The sequence below is a fragment of the Pseudoalteromonas sp. MSK9-3 genome (assembly GCF_003590335.1).
In the GTDB taxonomy this organism is placed as follows: domain Bacteria; phylum Pseudomonadota; class Gammaproteobacteria; order Enterobacterales; family Alteromonadaceae; genus Pseudoalteromonas.
Map to the genome: position 1 here is coordinate 41188 of NZ_MIET01000022.1, position 20194 is coordinate 61381.

General features: G+C 41.8%; 16 protein-coding genes. 2 read left to right on the forward strand and 14 right to left on the reverse strand.

The features are described 5' to 3' along the window. Window positions 1-68: 68 nt before the first annotated feature. The 13 genes from BGP78_RS07420 to BGP78_RS07480 all read right to left on the reverse strand — a co-directional run bounded on the left by BGP78_RS07420 (window position 69) and on the right by BGP78_RS07480 (window position 15937). Window positions 69-1739: a hypothetical protein gene (locus BGP78_RS07420; RefSeq protein WP_119860801.1), complete on the reverse strand. Its 1671-nt coding sequence runs from the start codon at window positions 1737-1739 to the stop codon at window positions 69-71. Between the two features lie 214 nt (window positions 1740-1953). Next, window positions 1954-4188, reverse strand: coding sequence for a GNAT family N-acetyltransferase (locus tag BGP78_RS07425; RefSeq protein ID WP_119860802.1), 2235 nt, complete (start codon window positions 4186-4188; stop codon window positions 1954-1956). A 54-nt stretch (window positions 4189-4242) separates the two neighbouring features. Further along, window positions 4243-4713 (reverse strand): hypothetical protein, encoded by a 471-nt coding sequence (locus BGP78_RS07430; RefSeq protein WP_119860803.1) that lies wholly within the window; start codon window positions 4711-4713, stop codon window positions 4243-4245. A gap of 105 nt (window positions 4714-4818) precedes the next feature. Further along, the gene (locus BGP78_RS07435) at window positions 4819-5202 is read right to left on the reverse strand and encodes a hypothetical protein (protein ID WP_119860804.1); all 384 of its coding nucleotides are present in this window, start codon (window positions 5200-5202) and stop codon (window positions 4819-4821) included. 152 nt (window positions 5203-5354) lie between these two features. Further along, window positions 5355-5789: a hypothetical protein gene (locus tag BGP78_RS07440; protein ID WP_119860805.1), complete on the reverse strand. Its 435-nt coding sequence runs from the start codon at window positions 5787-5789 to the stop codon at window positions 5355-5357. 184 nt (window positions 5790-5973) lie between these two features. Then, a complete protein-coding gene (locus BGP78_RS07445; RefSeq protein WP_119860806.1) occupies window positions 5974-7986 on the reverse strand; it encodes an Ig-like domain-containing protein in 2013 nt (670 codons plus the stop codon). Window positions 7987-8001: 15 nt separating this feature from the next. Then, entirely contained in the window at window positions 8002-10038 is a 2037-nt protein-coding gene (locus BGP78_RS07450; protein WP_119860807.1) for a tail fiber domain-containing protein, read from the reverse strand. Window positions 10039-10153: 115 nt separating this feature from the next. Continuing rightward, window positions 10154-10777 (reverse strand): Pvc16 family protein, encoded by a 624-nt coding sequence (locus BGP78_RS07455; protein ID WP_119860808.1) that lies wholly within the window; start codon window positions 10775-10777, stop codon window positions 10154-10156. Beyond that, entirely contained in the window at window positions 10755-12773 is a 2019-nt protein-coding gene (locus tag BGP78_RS07460; RefSeq protein ID WP_119860809.1) for an ATP-binding protein, read from the reverse strand. The genes BGP78_RS07455 and BGP78_RS07460 overlap by 23 nt, the downstream gene beginning before the upstream one ends. 3 nt (window positions 12774-12776) lie before the next feature. Continuing rightward, window positions 12777-13205, reverse strand: coding sequence for a glycoside hydrolase family protein (locus tag BGP78_RS07465; RefSeq protein ID WP_119860810.1), 429 nt, complete (start codon window positions 13203-13205; stop codon window positions 12777-12779). Beyond that, window positions 13198-13722, reverse strand: coding sequence for a UpxY family transcription antiterminator (locus BGP78_RS07470; RefSeq protein WP_119860811.1), 525 nt, complete (start codon window positions 13720-13722; stop codon window positions 13198-13200). The genes BGP78_RS07465 and BGP78_RS07470 overlap by 8 nt, the downstream gene beginning before the upstream one ends. 372 nt (window positions 13723-14094) lie before the next feature. Next, window positions 14095-14667, reverse strand: coding sequence for an RNA polymerase sigma factor (locus tag BGP78_RS07475; RefSeq protein WP_119860812.1), 573 nt, complete (start codon window positions 14665-14667; stop codon window positions 14095-14097). A gap of 595 nt (window positions 14668-15262) precedes the next feature. Next, on the reverse strand, window positions 15263-15937 hold the full coding sequence (locus tag BGP78_RS07480; protein WP_119860813.1) for a M15 family metallopeptidase: 675 nt from the start codon (window positions 15935-15937) through the stop codon (window positions 15263-15265). Window positions 15938-16246: 309 nt separating this feature from the next. Here BGP78_RS07480 and BGP78_RS07485 point away from each other — a divergent pair, with 309 nt between their 5' ends. Continuing rightward, window positions 16247-17230: a DUF4097 family beta strand repeat protein gene (locus BGP78_RS07485; RefSeq protein ID WP_119860814.1), complete on the forward strand. Its 984-nt coding sequence runs from the start codon at window positions 16247-16249 to the stop codon at window positions 17228-17230. A gap of 351 nt (window positions 17231-17581) precedes the next feature. Beyond that, window positions 17582-19171 (forward strand): ATP-binding cassette domain-containing protein, encoded by a 1590-nt coding sequence (locus tag BGP78_RS07490; protein ID WP_119860815.1) that lies wholly within the window; start codon window positions 17582-17584, stop codon window positions 19169-19171. A 34-nt stretch (window positions 19172-19205) separates the two neighbouring features. On the opposite strand, the gene BGP78_RS07495 is transcribed toward BGP78_RS07490, so the two are convergent. Beyond that, window positions 19206-20102, reverse strand: coding sequence for a LysR family transcriptional regulator (locus BGP78_RS07495; protein WP_119860816.1), 897 nt, complete (start codon window positions 20100-20102; stop codon window positions 19206-19208). Between the last annotated feature and the right edge of the window lie 92 nt (window positions 20103-20194).

A 20194-nucleotide genomic window follows, 5' to 3' on the forward strand; every position in this document is an offset into this window, starting at 1 on the left:
AAGAGCAGTTACACAGAATTATTTACAGGGTCTATAATTCGGCAATATGTTCTACTTATAATGTGGATTTATATCCCCTTGTTTATCCAATTTTTCGCTTCCACATTTCTAAATTCAACCACCAGTCCTTTTTTTGTTTGCCCGTCTTCCTTCATGGTGCCCGTTGGCAAATAGGTGTCCTGGCGCACACCTATTTGGTCATCTCTGTCTTCCATAAAGTCGGGCCTTTCACTTTGAGGAGGTAGTGTCATCTGTTCGAGTAGAGGGACCTCTTGTTTTATCCGCTCTTCCATTACTTTTTTTAATTGTTCCGCGTTCAATATTATTTCTTTGTTTGTATTTATGCCGGCGTAATTACGCTTACTTGTCGTGAGTGCCAATATTATATTTTTAAATTCTGGTTCCGTTACTTCAAATAATTCCAATATTTGAGAAAAACTGGCCTTAATCCAATAACCATTTATATCTTTAACGCGCGAATGCATCTTAATACCAGCGCCCTGCAAGTTCTTGGATGTAGAGTTTTGAATTTTTCTCCCGGTAATTTTAGCGGCCCTCATCTTCCTTGTCTTTCGGTCAATATCCACATAAGCCCGCGCTGCAGCGAGGCGTAGTACATTTTCACATACCAGTTTTAGCGCAAGCCTCTCATCTTTACTCCTGTCACTATTTAGCTTTAAGGTGATTTCGATTGTTGGAAGCCACATATCCCCTTTGTTATTCATTCCGAGTTCGGTGATCATTTTAGTTATTTCATCGCGCCCGAGTATTGCGTTCGTCTGCGTCATTGTGCCACCACCGTGTTTTTTATTGTAACTCGATAGTTCTATGTTATTTATGGGCACGGAGCCTTTACCTGTTAGGTACTTATTTGATAGTGATTGCTTGTTTAGATTCATCGGACCATAGTTGGCATTCTCTTTCAGTGTGAGGTGCTTATGCCCGAACAGGTATTTGTTAAAAGCATTAACCAAATCTGGTAGCTTATACCCACTAGTCTTATTCAGATTGGCCTTCATTGCCGCCACGTGTTCGTTCAGATGCGGCTTATAGTGTTTATTAGGGTATATAAGGGGGGGCCCTACTAGCTCTAGTTCGTTGCTGGCATCTGTTTCTAAGGCATACCCCATGTCACCATCGGGGCCGTAACCTCCGTTGTGGGTGGTCAGTTGTACATGCGTAAGACCTTGCAGCGGTGATCCTGCTGCAAATTCCCCGAATTCATATTCTACACCTATGGTGCGGTAGTCGTTTATTTGATTTAATGGTTTCTTAGAAATGTGCTGGATTTGATGAGTGAGTCGCAAATTCCACAGGTCATGTCCCCACAAACCAGTTTCCAGGTGCTGCTGATGTTTTTCAAGATTTTCTCTCTCATATGTTTCCTGCTGTTCTTGCTCCTGTTTTTTTACCTCGGCAATTATATCATTCAATCTACTCGTTAGCTTTGCAGTCAAGTCTATATCTTCGTCCTGTATTTCAATTTTTTTCCAAGTCTCATAATCTTTTGGACGATTATCTTTAGACAATAATTTCCATAGGTTGCTAGTACTTTTTACATTATATCTACTTATAATAGAGTCAATACTCCAAGGGGGTATATTTCCCACATATTCGTTCTTATCTTTGAATTTCGGCGGTTCAATTAAAGTCTGATAATCTTGGTTAACTGCCCCGACAATCTGCGGGAGATATTGTTGTAATTGTTCAATTTTCCTTTGTTCATCTTTTCCAATCATCACTTATACCTCTATTATTTATTTTTTTAATAGATAAAACCTTTCCATTACATTCAAATACACAGCGACTGAGAAAGGCAGAAAACAAGATCTACTCAATACTTTCAATATTTTCTCTTGCTGCAAATCGTTTTTTGTATTTCGAATAGACCTTATGAGTTGAGTCAAATTTCATATAAATACTCGTGAACATTACCCCTATCTACTCCAACAACTAAAGTTTTATGAAGCTCAAACAATAAAACACCTCCTGTTCAACCCCTTCACCTTTAACACGACCATATTCTTCAAAACCAATATGATTCAAAATACGCCTTGAAGAAGTGTTATGGACCCAAGCTGAAGTAGTTATTTGGCAGATATTTAAGCACTCAGCGAGTTGCTGAATATGGTCAATGGCTAACTTAACACCAAGTTTTCCATAGCCTTGACCTTGATAGTCACAACCTATCCAAAATGATAACTGTGCGCTGTTTAATGATGGGTTTGGGCTGTGCCTTGCCGGGCTACCTAGCTCTTCGGTTTGATTGTGTTCTGGTTCTAAATCTACAACTACACCACCGATAAAGCCCAATTCACTGTGTATTATGGCAAAATGCGCTTTTTGCCCTTCATCACCTTCTTGCTTCCAATGGAACCAAAGTTGTTCAAGTTGTGAAAAGCTCTCAAGTTTTACACCTCGAAGGCGCTGAGCAACGTCTTTACGGCGGTATTGCATATAAAACTCAGCCAAATTTTGTTGGCCTAATGGCAGTAATTGCAGTTGCTGACCATCGTTCAGCTCAACGCTGTGGTTTACTGCATCATCGAACCAAGTAAGCTGTGCTTGGCGCGCTTGATATGCCGTCATGTCGTTATGCAACCGTTGTGCTTTTTTATCATCTGGGTTTAATTCCAACGCAAGCTCAATACACTGTTTGGCGAGTGCTTCTTGCCCTGTTGCATGTGCTACAAGCGCTAAGTTATGTAAACAAGCCGTAATGGGTCCATCCAATTCCGTTAAAGTCAAAAAACACTGCCGCGCTAGGGGCCAATAACTTAAATCAATGGCAAATAACCCCAATTGAAATACAAATTCATCACGCTTATTTGAAGGTACATAAGCTTGCCAAACCTGCTCTAATACTTGATGCCACGTTATCCTTAAGTCGGCCGCAACCCCCTGCTCTAGTAGGCGTGGTAAAAAAAGAGCAAGTAGCTTAGGTTCATAATTATATTGGCGCATAAACGCTAATACTTGCGTATCCCCCAGAGCCTTAGTCGCCCCAGCTAGGCTTTGTATAATGCGTTCACAATCTTCTGGCGATTGCTCAGCAAAGTAGCGGTAAAACGTCTGCTGTGTATGCCTATATAGTTGCTGTGTTTGACTCGATTTAACATGCATCAGGGTAGATTTTTTGTATTGGCTGCTGCTGGCCAACCACTGTAAAAATGGGCTGCTTTCTACCATTAATGCCGAGAAGTTAAGCGAAAACCTTATGCCAGCGTCATCGTCATTATTGGGAAGTGTAATATCCACCTCTGAGGTTGTCGAAAAATCACTTACTAGCGTTAAGCTTCCATCGCACAGTGATTGCTCTAGCCCTGCCAGCAAGCTGTGCGCAGCAACAGGTAGGGCGAACGTTTGACAAATGCCTTGTTGTGAGTAGCGGTGTAGTGTCTGAGTAAAATGCCCTTGAACTTGTTCAGGCAGTAGTGATAACACCTTCTCTACGCTCGTTTCTTGCCAACGATAAGTCAACTGTGCGTGATTTTTAGGTTCAGGTTTTTCAAACTTTTGAGTGCCTGCTTTTTGCCAACCTAAAGGCAATGTTAAAGGTGGTTTTCTTTCTAAAGCCAGTTTGGCAACTTGAGCTATATAGAGATCTTGATAATGCACTTGCAGCAGCATTTGTGGCAACTGCGACAACACACCATTGGCAATAAATACACTAGGATTGGCAGCTAAATTTAGCAACTCTCCTTCTTCATCACGTTCAGGCAACACATCGTTTTTTTCTAGCTGCCAATGCAACGTTGTCACTTGGTTGTGCTGTTTATAGTGCACAAAGTATGGATGCTCAGTAAGCTTGGCTAACTGAGCTTGCTCTGTGTCGGCAAAAATATAACACAGCTTTACATCTTTAAATTCAGGCTGCGTCAGTGCTGAAGTCAGTTTATCTAGCAAAGCCAAACCAAATTGCCCAGCGCTTGCTTGTGCTTGCAATATATAAATGGGATTATTTAAGTTAAATAACTGGTTATTAACACCATCGTACAGCCAAGCAACGATGGTTTGCGTATAAGCTTCTAGCCATGCCTGATTAAACCAGCTAACCTGAGCACTCGCAATGGGCGTTATAGGCCAAATATCGGCGTCTAGTGTTGCTGTATATTCCCCCACTAATTTGGCGTTTTCAGGTATGAGGGTTGCTTGGGGTGCTGGCGAAAGGTTGGCAATTTCGAGCATGTTAGTTCCTCTATTCTACATTCGATCTTTTAAGTTGATTCACGCAAGGCTGCTCTAACGAATTTTGATAATATACTTCACATCAGTGAGTGCCGTTGTTTTGGCTGGGTTTTCCATAGTGATGTTTTGCTTGTCAATAAGCACATTATTCATAACTGAATATTCGTATAACATTGTGGGCCGACCTTGCAAGCCATCGCAAAGCGCATACCCATCGGGAAGGTCTTCACCAAACCATAATATAATGGCCCCGACAGGCAGGCTATGTGCACTGCCATTGCTGTGACTTGCTGCGTTCGGTGCGGTATTATTTGATCTATTGGCGAGCCAAACCGTACCATCGACTCTTAAGTCTCCTCGCACTGTTAGGTTGTCGGTTAGCTCAGCATTGCCATGCTCGTCGATTCGAATTCCATCATCTTCCCCAATCATACAATGATCAATCAACTCAGCAAATTGCGCCCCGGTCGGCTTGGCTCCCGCTGAAAAGAAGCGTTTTAATTTGGTTCTCACGGTATCGATCATTCTTATTACTCTAACTAAGTGGGTAACATGACGATGCATTACACCGTCGAACTAAACAGGGCTGCAAAGGCAGAATTTGCATAATGTATAGTGCAATTCTCATCATCAACTTGATGAAAGATCCGTCAATATAAATGGCTGCCAAGTGTGTATTGCGCCTTGTTTTGCTACCAGTTCATAATAGGTATATTGCCCAAATTCATCAGGGTGTTTACTGGTCACTAAATTGCCAACTTCTAAATCGCCACGTAACGCCTGCCATTGCCCTGTCTCACGAATGAGATACACGCCATTTTGAGCCGCATCGAGTTGCTGAGTTAATAAATGCACGGTTTGCCAATATTTTGGCGAAGCTATTTGGTTAATATCGACGTTTTCATTATGAATAACATCCACTTCCTGTTTAACACCTATATATCGCTCTAAGTGCTGCGCTTTTCTGATGACGCTTGCAAACATATCGTTAAGATTCAGATAGTCTAAAGGCATAATCGCTCCAAATGGATACTCGTATCTTGTGACCCGGCTCAATATTTGATGACAAATAGAGGGTATTTAAAAAAGGTATGTACAGAGACGAATTATTACGCCTCTGCACACGCATCAATAGCTCATAATTATATTGAGCTACTCTATATACGCTACACAGCTACAGGGGGTGTATCGTGGTAAATTTCTTTGCTCCAAACTTGCCCTGATACATCGTCCTTACTGGTTAATCGCCAAAGCACCGTTTGTTCGTCATTGTTATGATTTAAGTCATCGACCATGTTGCCTACATCATAAGCACGGTCAACTTTGATTAAATCACCAGTGACATCGAGTTTATAAATACCATTTTCTAAACTCGCAGCTTGGCCCGCTAATAATACATATTGACCAATTTCAACCTGTGGATTTGCGTATGCTGGTAGCGGCGTATCAACCTCTTCAACAGTCTCCACCTGCTGAATAATGCCTAAATAACGGTAGAGCGAATTTGCGCGCACCGCATTATCAATGATTTTGTCTTCTCGTCCTGGTACATTACCTTGTAAACTCGCTAATCGAGCTGATAGAGAGAGTGTATTCGCCATAAAGGCCTCCTGTTTATTAAATAGAGTGCATACAATGTCAACAAAACATATGCACGACTGATCAAGCCAATGCAAAATAAGCATTAACTAATTGAAAATAGGTAGATTAAAATAATAACAGTGCCATCAATCCACTTTATTAGATAGAAAAGCTATGCAATGTTTAAAATGAATGAGCGCAACGCTAAGCCGTTAAATCGAACAAACGATACGATACAACCTGATAGTGAACATACGCACTGGTGCCATTGTTGTTACCAATTGCAGTAATACGACCAACAATACCGCCTTCAATCACTACCGTCCCCCCCACATAGTTAGTGCCAATTAAATCAATACCCTTATCTGCGAACCAATCTTGTGTGCCGAGATTATTAGCACCGGGGGTATTTACATTATGGCTATGTGCCGATGTGGTTAGGAGCGTAGGTTTTCCAATTAACGCGTTACGTTCTTCTGTACCTTGGGCATATAATCCTAACACTCGCGCACCCACTCCCGCGCCATTTTGCCCTAAATTTTGATCACCAAGTGTATATTGACGCTGATCAAGTAACTTTTCATCTTGCCACTGTGCATTGTCAACTAAGCGACCTAACCGTGTTACCGAACCGCTTGATATTAGGTATCGCTCTAATGTTTCGGGGTTAAACACTTTGCGAATATAGCCTAAATGACTTTGAATAGTGCCCGGCACTACTTGCCAGCGATTATCGCTGTACTCCCAGCACTGGTTATTCTGCATATCATAGATTTTACTTGTATCTAGGCCACCATTAAATTCAATATCTAAATAAGTAGAGCCTGCTTGCGAATGAGTGTAATAGCCGTATTGTTGCGCCCCTTTAAATACATTAAGTCGACTGTCACTATTTAAATCAACCGTTATTTTTGATGCGGCTTGGTAATTGTTTACATCATTCCAGTTAGTGGTATAACACGTAATTACATCGCCTTGACGCTGTATTTTCACCCGCGTTTGAGCGCCACTAAACCCGCCCGCAACGCCATCAATATTGATATCGTTAATGACCCAAGTGGGCGGCCAAGGTCCATTTTCACTATAAATCAACCCATATCCTTGATTTGGCCCCATGCCCCCTTTGGTTCTGACCAACGCTAAGAACTTATTGACGCTACCTTCACGCACAAAAGCAACAATTAGCCCAATCGTATCGTCGTCTGAATCAGGCGAGGTAAGCGTTGCCTCAAAAGAGAAATTGTCTAATTTATCAAGTGAGATAAAGCCACAGCCAGCGCCGGTATTGGTGGGCATAGAAACCCGATCTGGAGAGCGTAAAAATTGCCAATCTGCGGCTTCACCGGTTGCTGAACTTGCATCAGGAAAATAAGCTGCGCCAGCAAACCGGCCCCAACTGTTGAATACATCTTCCATTGTGGGAGGGCTGTAACTCGCAATGGTACTCGACACTTCGGATTGCGTCCGATATACAAAGGCTTCGAGCTCTGGAAGCGGGGTAACATTTATGAACACAGTCCCTGTTTGCTGCTGGTTTAGGCCATTTTTGACCTGATATTTAAATTCTGCGGGTTGCTCCGCAAGCCCAGTAGAGACAAACGTAATGGTATTACCTGAAAGGCTTACATGGCCACCAACAGCTGCATTAACCGCCTGTAATGTGATCCCAGAACCTGAGCTATCTTCATCATTGGCAATCAGCTCTGAAGCACTGATGAACAATGATTCACTCTGCTGTAAACTAAACGTGTCCGGGTTACATATAAGTGGTGGAATGACCACCACATTCATCGTGACAAAATGTGTTTTTCTTACGCCAATACTATTTTCAACAACGTAATCAAACCTGGCTGCGCTGTCCGCGTCGCTTGATGACGTAAACACCACATTCACACCCTCAATTTTCACTGTGCCAAATTGTGCATTAGATACAGCGACCAGCCTGATTGCAGCCTGACCATCACTATATTCATCAAAACTCCCTGCAAGAATATTGGCAATGGGAATGGTACTCTGCCGATAAGTATATACATCATATGATTTATCTAATAACACAATGGTGTTTGCTGAACGACCATAAAACTCACTTATAGCAATGGTCTGTCCTTGTGTCTTCTCTAGGTGTTCGCTATAAAGACTTAACGCATGAGGGCGCTCACCACTGTACTCTAGTGCAATGTCCTCAAGTGAAATAGGTCCGCTATTTTGCAATGGCATACTCGTTTCCTTAAATTACATCGTTGACACATTATCAACGTTATTCAGCTTATTTTCTAAGTGAGTCACTTTACTATTGAGCTCTTTGATACTCTCAATCAATAGCCCCACCATATTGCCGTATGCCACCGATAGATAGAGCCCTTCTTGATGAACAACCTCAGGAAAAATAGCTTCAACTTGCTGAGCGATAACCCCTGAATACCTACGGCCATCCTCTAAATCGGTTCGAGAAAATGTCACCCCGTCTAACTGCGTCAGCTTTTCAAGGGCACGTTCTATCTTGCTCACATCGCTTTTTAAGCGCGCATCTGAAAACGCGGTCACGTCTTTACTCGCCACAATTGCACCTTGTACATTAAGGTCGCCTACCAAGCTCGCCGCAGTCACATTATATGGTCCACTGAGTGTGTCACCCGTTTTCAGAACATACCGACTATCTGACTCACCTTTGGTGTAACGCGCTGCACTTTCTGCCGTTCGGGTATCGGTTTCAGTTTGTAATGCTTCAGTGATGGCTAACCCTTGATCTATGCGCGCTTGCGATTCCGTTGCAAGGGATTCTGTGAATGTCGTATCTTGTTCGCTACGGTGCTGCGACTCTATTGCCAAACCTTGCTCAATTTGCGTACTGCGTAAGTCATTACTTTGTACATACCCGGCAAAAGCTTCGTCTGACTCAGTGTCTACCGAGTTAATTAACGCCACTATTTCAGCAAAAGAATCTTTATCGGCATCACTTGCAGCAAGAATACTATCAATGCGTGCTTTCTCAGTATCAATCTTAGCAGTGTAATCATCGCTCAATATGGTTGATGTCTGTTGAAGGGTTAAGCCCAATACGTCAGCATCGACCACTTTTTCAGTTTCTCGGCTTTGTACATCAAGTGCCGACGCAAAGTCGACACTGATCAGGTTATTGTCGCTATTTAATCCGCCACCTACTGTTGATAAAGAAGACACTGGCTGCCAATAGTAATCCGTCATATCGTCGTTGATATACTCTGCAGACACCACAAACACACTGCCTCGATGAGTATTACCTTGCTCTATTGCAACCGCATCCCCTGTCGATAGAGTAGAGAGTTCACCGACAGTTACCGCGTTAAGTCGTGCCGGAGAAGTATGCATATCAAGCTGCCAAACCCCATTCTGACTTGGTGTATGTTGCGCACTAAGCAGGACGTAATCATTATGCTCAAGTAAGACATTATCGATGTGGGTAGGCGGCTGCAACACATCTATCGATACTGAGGTTTCAACGCAGCGCACAGGTGTATTTTTTAACACCGGGCACGCTAATGATTCTAGTTTATGATTAAACCAAGTCCCCAGTTCAGAGTTAAATACTTTATCGGTTACCCCATTACGAATATCATCTACGCTCGAAAAACTAAAACGTGCTGACGGTACTTTCCCTGATGTCAGTTCATCGGCATTTAACGAATGAATGTCACTGCCATCTCCCTCAAATTGGCCGGAAAATAACTTCGCCGTGACTTTCGAATCAATGCCATTTTTTGTCAAATCAATCTTTTCTGGCAACCGTGCATTTCGCAAATAAGGAGCCATATACTCTGGGATATCAAAGTTTGTTAGCAACTGCCATGCGTAAGCACTGCTATCCTCGCCAACTTGAGCGTAAACGTAAAAGCTTGCTGATCCCTCTTTAGAACGATTCGCTTTTAAAAGCATCCCCGTGCCGACGTTAAGATTTTGTTTGTGCAATTCAAGCGTTGGCGGGTCCTCAGCAGCAAATACTTTGTAAACCCCGTTTACAGTAGAGTCATCTTGCAAGTAAACCAGCACCGACTCTCCTTCTGTTAAGTGGTAACTTTGTATAGTGCTATCATCATGTAAGTTGCCAGAGAGTGAATCTAGCTCGTCTGTAATAACGCAATCTGTTGTTATACCGAACAAATGTGCCATTAAACTAAACGTGGCACGATTATCCGTTGCCGCATCAATCAGTTCAGCAAACTGTTCTTGAGTGGGTATATCTCCGCGTGAAAAATGCTCTCTAATACTGGTATTCAGATCTGAATGTTTCATGTTTGTCCCTTGGGTTGTTCTCTCAGATGTGAGACGCGGGGCATGCGTTAGCTATGCACCTACGGGTAAATTAAAGTTTAGGGTTTTTGATAGTTAAACGCTCTAGAGCTGAGGTTTATGATTGTTGATCTAGTAGGTTATTAATTTCTCGAACAATTGGCAGTTCAATGGGCTCAAAGACAGGTATTGGCAACGAAAGAGAATATAATAATGTGGGTTTAGGTGACGACCCCAATGCTTGCCATACTTGCCCACTCACTTTGTCACTTTGCTCATTACCAAATAACTGCGCTCGAATACCATAAGGGTTAAGTTGAATATTATGAGCGTTTAATATTTCCGAAGGCAAAAAGTCATAACGCCCTAACCCACAGAGCAGATAGCTCAATATCAAATGTTCCACTTCAGCACTTTTTTCATCATCTTTACTCCACGCTGTCAGCATGTAAGTCAAGGTTACAAACTTTGGCTCCTTGTAATAGATACTGCCCGTTTGCGTATCATTTACTTGCATACGAGGGATCTCACTTTGGCGTCGATTTATGTCTTCTCCTACGCCAATTAAATAACAATTTACAGTAGGGACGTTATTCACTACCTTGTCAAAGAATGACTTATCAGGCACCCTAAAACTCAATTGGACATCTTGATCAACCTGCCCATCCGTAAGTGCTAAAATACGTTCATTTATAAATGTTTTTAATGCTTTTTGTAGTTTAAAGACCAGCGTTGGATCCATGTGAATCTCCTTGTAACCACGTTGAAATATCTTGTTGAGCCATAAACCCTGCATGCTGCTTTTCTAGCTCTCGCTTCAAAGCAGAGGCAATATCATCTCGACTAATTAAAGAGCGGTTCGCCATTAAAGCTTGTAATAATGCAGTCTCTGTTATATTCATTATTTGTGAGCCACTGAGTTCAAATTGCTCCGCAAGCGCCGCTGTTGCATCTAATAAGTCATACTCCGCATTATTTGATAAACTCCGAGACCAAAGTTCAACACGTTCTCTTTTACTGGGTAAAGTAAACTCAATCACATTATGAAAACGCCTCAAGAATGCATCGTCTAAATTCGACTTATAGTTTGTGCTTAACAACAATAATCCAGTGTAATGCTCCATGCGCTGCAACAAATAACTTACGCCCATATTGGCATTCTTGTCATGACTTGACTCCACGTCACTGCGCTTGGCAAAAATAGCGTCGGCTTCATCAAACATCAGTACGGCATTATTGCGCTGAGCAGCGTCAAACAGCTGAGCTAAATGCTTCTCTGATTCACCAATCCACTTACTGGCAATATTGGCCAAATTCACCACATATAACGGTAACTTAAGTTCACCGGCAATCGCTTCTGCCGCCATAGATTTTCCAGTCCCGGGCTTCCCCCAAAACAAGGCTTTGCACCCAGTGTTAAGTCGCGGTAAACGAGACTCTAATTCATCTTGTAACGTCCCTCTTGCAACCAACTCTTTCATTGGATTTTCGATATGAGGAGATAACACCATATCCGCCAATACAAAGCGGGGCTGACATAGTTTCGCTAAGTCCTCACATGCTTCACTTTGCGATTCCAAACACAAAGCTTGCAATACAGACCAATAGGTGTGCGGCTCGCTGCTTGTTTTAATCGCCTGCTGGGCAAGCAAATTCATCTGCCACATCGCAACTGGATAATGCGATGCTAACAGCTTCGCGCTGTCTATATCCGTACGATATGGCTCAGGTGCCAGCTTGTGCCATGCCGTCACAATGTTTGCGTTAGAAGGTGCCTCAATGGTTAATACTTTTACACGCGCCGTATACCGATTCTTTGGCAATATATGGGTATGTGAAACAATAAATATTTGTGGGAACTGTGCTAAAACCTTAAGCAATGTATGATAAGAGGCCTGTAAATACTGCACCCAGTTAGGCCAGTAAACGACTACTGGTTGCCCTTCACTTTTTACAATCAGTTCAGCAAGTTCTGTCAAAATAGTCTGAGAGTCATAATACTTGTTTGTGTTTGGTATCACGTTTTTATCGCTCAGGGTATCGTTGGCCGTCTCGTCAAGAAATACACTAAATTGATACTGTGCATCAGAGGCCAACTGGCTGGCATACCAAAGTGAAAACTGTCCATCAGCACTGTTTAAAACTGTATTTTGAGCAATGCGACTCTGTTGTGGATAAAGACAACGAAATGCAGGGTCTACCTCCATGCATTCAAGCAGAGAAAATAAACATGCATCATTTTGCTGCACATGTCCGCAGTGAAGGTATTGCTGTATATACGGTGCAATGTCGACTGAACTACAAATACTTATCTGAGTACTCGCTTGCCTTAATAATCCTAAATTAAATACCGTAGACGCACCAATACCATCGGCGAGAAGTGCCCGTTTATTAAGTGCACTGCTTTGCAGTGTAAGGAGTTTATCTAAGCTTAATGTAGGACCTTGTTCAAACCAGTTCAGCCCCAAAAATGGAGCCAAACAATCTGGTTCAAGCGTTTGAATATACACGAGTACCACGAGTTCAAGCTCAGCGTCCGTCAATCTAAACCACGTTTGCAGATCACTGAAACGATCCGTTTCTGCCAATTCAGACAATGCATAATGCAGTCGTTGTGTGTGCTGCTCAATATCGTCGCTACCAGCTTTTAAAGCATGACCGAGCTCATAAATACTGAGCGCTAACGCACGCTCTCTAATAACCATGGCACTCCTATCTGGCGTTGTTGTATTCACCATTCATCACCCTTGTGCCATCATATCGGCAAGCTCGTTAGCGCGATGGCCTACTTGTTTAGCCCATTTAGAGTTCAACATTTCTTGAGCTGCCAGGTTAAACTCTTCCACACATAACGCCGCTAGCATTTTTTTGAATTTTTTTAATCCACCTACCCCCAAATTAAAGGCCATGTTTAATAGCACCAATTGCCGAACTTCACTGACGTTATTAAATATCGGGATTTCGTTCGCCACTTCACTCAATACACTGTGTATGTCGTTATCCAATAGATACTCAGCCTCTTGCTCAGTGATCCCTCTGTCTTCTAGGTTACGGCCAACACCAATCGTTAACTTACCCGCTGTGCATGTGTAAGGCTTACATAGCAGCCCTTCATGGCAGATCAGCTGCGCTTTTAATGCATATAATGCATGTTTCGATAATTTAGCCATACTGCGGTGCTCCTATCACTTTAAGTAACTCTATCGGAATAGTGACCAACATACTTTGTTCAAGGCCACGCACTTCTATTGCCACAGACTGCTTGTTTTGCCGTTCAATCAACGTGCCTCGATAGCCCTGTAAGCTGCCAGCAATGATCTCAACTTCTACACCTAGAACTAAACGGCTGGCTAATGATGAAACCGCATAACTTGATTGAAGTGACTGCTTAATTAGATGTATATGTGCATTTGATACAGTGGCTGGTTGATTATTGAATCGCACATAGTTTACAAACCCCACCATACGTTTGAGCTGTTGAAACTCATCACCGTTAACATAAACAAACACATATGATTTAAACAATGGTACCGTAATCGTTTTTGTTCTATCACTCCATTTGCGAGTTTCAACTGTAAGCGGTAAATAAGCTTCACAGCCGCCCTGCAAGCGCTGCACTTGTTGCGTAAACTTTTTTTCGGCGTTGGATTTGGTATATACCACATACCACTGTCTTTCATTTATCATATTGAGTCCTGATAAGCTCCGCCACATCACTCCCGCTATGGTGTAATGTGGAACAATATTGTTATCACAGCAAAAGTCTGTTTTTGCTGAATTTACTAACAGTGTTAACTGCTATTACAGTGCTGACGTATCAGTCCAAAATATGTGAAATAAAAAGCTGTTTTATATATAAGTGAGTTGATTTAATGAGTAAGAAAACATAAAGCAAAGACTATGAAACACGATTTAAAATACTTAATGTGTAAAATCGAATATGGAGGTTACACACCACATTTTATATGCCCACATCACGTATAAGGTAAAAATAATAAGAAAATTAAAAATTAGCGCAACGTATTAACCATAACTTGCGCTAAATCATAAAAACCCCACCTAAGCGTGATATTCTTCTCTTATTTTTGATAATTTTTGCCTTGCTAATTGAACACGCTTGCGGACGTTCTCTTGACTCAGTTGCATTTTTTTTGCAATTTCTGGATAGGCCAAGTCATGCATAAATTTATACTCTACGACCTGGCGCAAATCGGCAGGTAAATGGGCTATTTGCTGCATTAAACGATTGTAGATATTTGTTTGAATAAGATCTGATTCAAGCGTTCGAGAATAACTGTCGGCAAAATAAAATTCTTGGGGGAGGTCCGTTACTTGATTTACTAACTCTTGTTGTTTTGTATTTACTCGATGCACATCCATGCATGTATTATGTGCAATTCTACAAAGCCAAGCAAATGCATTCTCTATATTATCATTATGATTTGTATATGCTTTATATGCTTTTTCACATGACTGAGCTACAGCATCTTCTACTTTATCCACATCATTATATAACCATTTATAGCAACATCTTACTATACGCTCTTCATGCTCACTCCACATAAACCAAAAGTCACTGTGACCTTTGAATGCGCGAGGATCGACAGCCGAGTAATTCCTGGTATTTAACATCACTTCTCCGATTAATATTTAAATATCGGAGGAGTGACGTTCAATAAATAATTATGTGAAAATAATTATTTAGCATTTTACATACCAATGAATAACAAATGTAAACGCAAAGTTCTATAAAAATAAGGGTATAGTCACTTTGTTATTTTTCTTGCAGCGAGCCAGTATATCTAAAACGGCTCTTTGATCAATTACGCCTTATTACAGCGCACGCCTTTCGAGCATAAATTATTTATATTAACAAAACGAAGGAGTAGATAACGCAAGGATAGAAATTTATAAGATAAACGTTGACGTTTATTTAGGCATTGTTTTTAAGAATAAAAAAACATAAAAATGTTAACGAGAACATAAGGGGCTCTGTAAATAACCACAAAAAAGTGCGCATAAACGCAACAATCAAATACAGAGCCAATGAAGGTAATCAAAAGCAGGAGAAGAACACGCACTAACCATAAGACTGAACATGTGTAATCAAAAAATATTTAGCCGCCTCTCATAAATGATGATGTAAAAAGCACAATTTTTCGCTTAAATTGCTCTGTTGTCAAAATATTGCCAACCCGATTGACAAACTCCTTAAGCATATCGATCTCTATTTATCAGTGATCGCCACATCAAAGTACTGCGCTTTAAAAGGTTCATTGTTCAAGGTAAAGTGCCACCACTCTTCTTTTAATCCTTTAAAGCCAGCATTAAGCATCACTTTCGCTAACAGCATGCGATTTGCACGCTGCTGTAAGCTAACTTTAGTCGAAGCAGGCCAAGACAATGGCGAGAAATAATCCCAGGTTGTGCCCATATCAAGCTCAGTGCCTGAACGCGCATCAATTAAAGTAACATCTAATGTGCTACCTCTTGAATGACCTGATTTGGCAGCGATATACCCTAATTTAAATAGCTGAGACTTATCGACATCAGGATAGAATTTGGCTTTATTTTTTGTATCATCTAAATCTTCAGCCCATGATACAAAATGATCTACCGCGCGTTGTGGTCGATAGCAATCATATACTTTAAGGCTTAGCCCAAACTGCTGCACCGATGTTTGCGCGACTTTGAGTGCCGCGAGCGCACCAAGCGATAATAGACACTTAGGGGCTGCATAACCCGTGATACGGGTACCCACAAAATTATCGGTGCCAAAATAACGAATATCAGTCACTAATGACGGTATGGCTTTTTTTACATCATAAAGGTCTTGTGCTTGTACAGATAAAGCCATAAAAGACGCGCCAAGTAGTACGCAAGATTGAATGCTTTTTTTCATAATAAAGGCCTTAAATATGATGTACTTGAAAACTAGCAAAACAATATGTACGAAGTATGAAGCCTATGGTTCAAAGAGCACACAGTGTGGTATGCCTTAGAATGTGCATCATAAGCACATAAGCTCGTTAAAAACGATATTAGTCAAAATGTTTAACCTTGCAGTCAAAAACACAACTTATTGGTCAATTTTATCATTTTCACACTTCCGAATTTAAAATAACTCTAAACTTTACAATGACTTAAACTTTGGCATCATGATTGCTATAGTATGAGCAAATAAAAGTATAAAAATTCTAGGAACAACACAATGATGAAACTACTTACTCCAATATGCGCAGCATTCATGTTAAGCGGCTGTATTGTCCACATTGGTGGTTCGGCAGCACATGCAGATCAGCACACAGAGCAGCAATTGGTATTAGATGCGGCGCAATTAACCACCCTGAACGCCAACTTAGAAGCAGGTTCATTAACCATTATTGGTTCACCAACAGCGACCGAGATAAAAGTAAATGCCGATATTTATACCTTTGAGAACTCAGAATATACTTTGACCTTAGACAGCTCAGGTGACACCGCTAAATTAGTTGCAAAAACAGCTTCACGCAGCGGTAATGTATGGGTGGTGGGTGGCCAAAGCCCCCGTATTAATCTGGCAATCACAGTGCCTGAAAGTTTAATTTTAGATATTGAAGATGAGTCTGGCGATATCAACATACAGCGTATGAAAAACCAAATTAAGATTGAGGATGGTTCGGGTGATATTACCGTTAATGGTGCTCAACACATTAGCATTAGCGACGGCTCTGGCGACATTGACATCAATGAAGGTGGAAACATCAATATAGATGATGGTTCTGGAGACATTGAAATTTATGGTGTACAGACGGTTAATATCAGCGACGGTTCAGGCGGCTTATTCATCAAAAATGCGCAAGGAGATATCAATATTGTCGATGACTCTGGCGACTTAACCGTGCGCGATACCCGTGGTGAAGTAACCATCGAAGATGGGTCTGGTAGCCTTGAAATTAAAAATGCACTTGGCAACATTAAAATTGATGACGATAGCGGTGATTTATACATTGCGCACACCAGTAAAAATGTTGATATTGAAGATCACAGTGGCAGTATTTCCATTGAGCAAGTGTCAGGTAAAGTAACCATAGACGATGGTGCTGGTGATATTTATATCAATGGCGCTGGCAGCCTGCATATTGCGGACGCAGGCCCAGGTGATGTCAGTATCGACAATATCAAAGGCAGTGTGTCTGGCGACTTAAGCCGTTAATCAAAAACACGCAATTAAGTTACAGATCCAAGCTGTGGGTAAATTATCACTGTGTTTACCCACGCAACCTGCTGATATTTTTGGCTAGCGTATATAGACCATAAGCAAACCATTCTCTCATCACCCCCTTGAAATGACCTTGAAAAACCCTTTACACTATTACCCACTTTTTATTTTGGAGTATGCGCCGTCATGAACAACTAAGTCCTGTTATCCGAATTTTCATTCTTTTTTTGGATCTACAGGGTTAGTGGGCGTAGCTCTATACCTTTCATATTTTTGTGTGGCATGTACGCTGCACTTCGCATTTTGGCTACCTCACTGCGCCTGTTTTATTTCAGGAGGCAATAGATGCCAGTATTTCAAATTCACACTATCAGCTTTAATTTAGCTCAAGGTGAGCAGCTTTTTCATAACCTATCTTGGAGTTTAAACGCTCATCGTTCGGCGCTTATCGGGCGTAATGGCGTCGGTAAGTCAGTGCTTGTCAACCTCATTCGAGGCAAACTTTCACCCACGCAAGGCAGTATCACCTGCCATAAAAATATAGGGTACTTTGATCAACAACATGATGAAGTTGCCCCAAACTCAACACTCTGCATCGCAGCTTATTTGGGATTATCAACGCCCTTGTTAGCCCTAGAAGCCATTGCCAATGGCAGCTGCGATCCCGATGATTTTGCTACCGTAGGAGACAACTGGCTTTTAGCGCAGCACTTAAGTACGCAGCTTTCAGCACTCAACATCCCCTCTGACTACTGGCAACACTGCAATACACTCAGCGGCGGTCAACTTGCCCGTTTAAAGCTCTGGCAGCTGTTCAATGCAAATTACTCAGCGCTTATTTTAGATGAACCCTCAAACCATTTAGACTTACAAGCTAAACAATGGCTTAATGAACAAATAGATGCCTTTGATGGACCAATATTGATTGTTAGCCATGATCCACAACTACTAAAACACATCCCCTATATTTACGAGCTTACACCCCATGGCCTCACCACGTTTTCCGGTAATTATGACGACTTTATAGCCGCTAACAAACGTGCCACACAGGTGTTAGCACAACAAATTAGTCACGTAAAAAAACAACAACGGAAACTTCAATTAGAAACTCAAAAAAACCATGAAAAAGCACAACAACGTGCTGCAAAAGGTAAGGCTCTACGTAAGCGAGGTAGCCAAGCCAAAGTCTTATTAGATGCCAAAAAAGACCAAGCTACCGCCAACAGTAAACGCCAAAAAACCAGTGTTCAACAACAGCAGGTTAAGTTGTCAGACACAGCCAATACCTTACTGGCTAAACAGATCCAACCCGAGCATACGCATTTTTCGCTACAAACACAGGCTACTCATAATAGAAAAGCCATCGTACGCGCTCTGCAACTTACCTTACCTTATGGTACAAATGCCGCCATAGATCTCGTTGTATGTGAAGGAGAGAAATGGCATATCAGCGGAGGAAATGGCACGGGTAAAACAACGCTTTTCAATATATTACAACGTAAAACAGCGGCCATATCAGGTACATTACAGCTTAATTCAGCGGTTTTTTGCCTCGACCAACATTATCAACTACTTGCACTTAACCGCAGCGTATTAGACAACTTAACCGACTTTTGCCCGACACTCTCTACCTGCGAGGCTCGCACACTGCTGGCTGGCATTGGCTTTAAGGCAGAGCACGTGTACATAACGGCCGACAAAATAAGTGGTGGCCAAAAAATGAAATTGGCCATGCTCATTGTGAGCCACCAGCCAAATCGGCCCATACTATTACTCGACGAACCCGATAACCACCTAGACACCGCCAGCAAACAACATTTAGCGGCAGCGCTCTATGATTACAAAGGCGCTATATTATTAATCAGTCACGACCCCATGTTCATTGAGCAAGTTGGAGTTGATTGTACACTCAACCTATCATTGCACTGTCTATAATTTCTCACCCAATTAGCACGGTGTTAGCGTATTTTTAGTCACTGGCACTGTGCTTAATAAAATGAATGAATGCATTCAATGCAGGGTTTGTTAACCTAGCTTGTGCATACACCAAAGAAACTTCTAAAGGTGGTGTAATAAACTCAGTTAAAATAGGCACCAACTGGCCACTGTCTAAAAAAGATTTCATCATAAAACGTGGTAGCCTCGCCACACCGTGGCCCTGCGCTGCAAAATATGCCACTGTTTCACCGTTGTTAAGCTCGAGATCCCCCGTGACCGTCACAGTATGAACTTCTCCCCCCTCACAGTAACGCCAGCGCCAAGGTTGACGATTAGAGACTTCTATAATGCACGGTAATTTAGTCAGATCTTTAGGGTGCACAGGCGTACCATGCTGTTTTAAAAACTGCGGGCTTGCCACCATCAGTACCTCTTGCTGCGCAAAACGCTGTGCTACCAAGGTCGAGTCAGCCAATGCCCCAATACGAATCGCAACATCAACGCCTTCATCAATAACATTGACTTGATCATTTAGCTGTTGCCAACACACTTTTACATGCGGGTAAGCGGCCATAAACCGTGCTATTTTCTCATCAATCATCAGTCCACGTGCATTTTCTGGTGAGGTTATCTTTAAACGACCAACAACCTGCTCTTTTCGACTTTGTACGCTGTCTTTAAGGACTGAAAGTTGACTCAGAATAGTCTTAAATTCAATCACAAACCGCTCACCTTCAGCCGTCAGGTGCATAGTACGAGTGCTACGTAATAATAATTTACAGCCATAGTAAGCTTCTAAGTCCGACACCTGTTTGCTTACCGCCGAGGTGGCTAAATTAAGCTTGCCCGATGCACCGCTAAAGCTGTGTGCTTCAACCACGGTTAAAAAAATCCGCATCGCTTTTATTAAATCTATTGTTCTTTGCAACAGAAAGGTCCTTTCTCGATTTACTGCTACTTAAATTATGCGCTCCACGCTACCCTTTGTACATCTAAATGAAACAGTCAAACCCCAAGGAT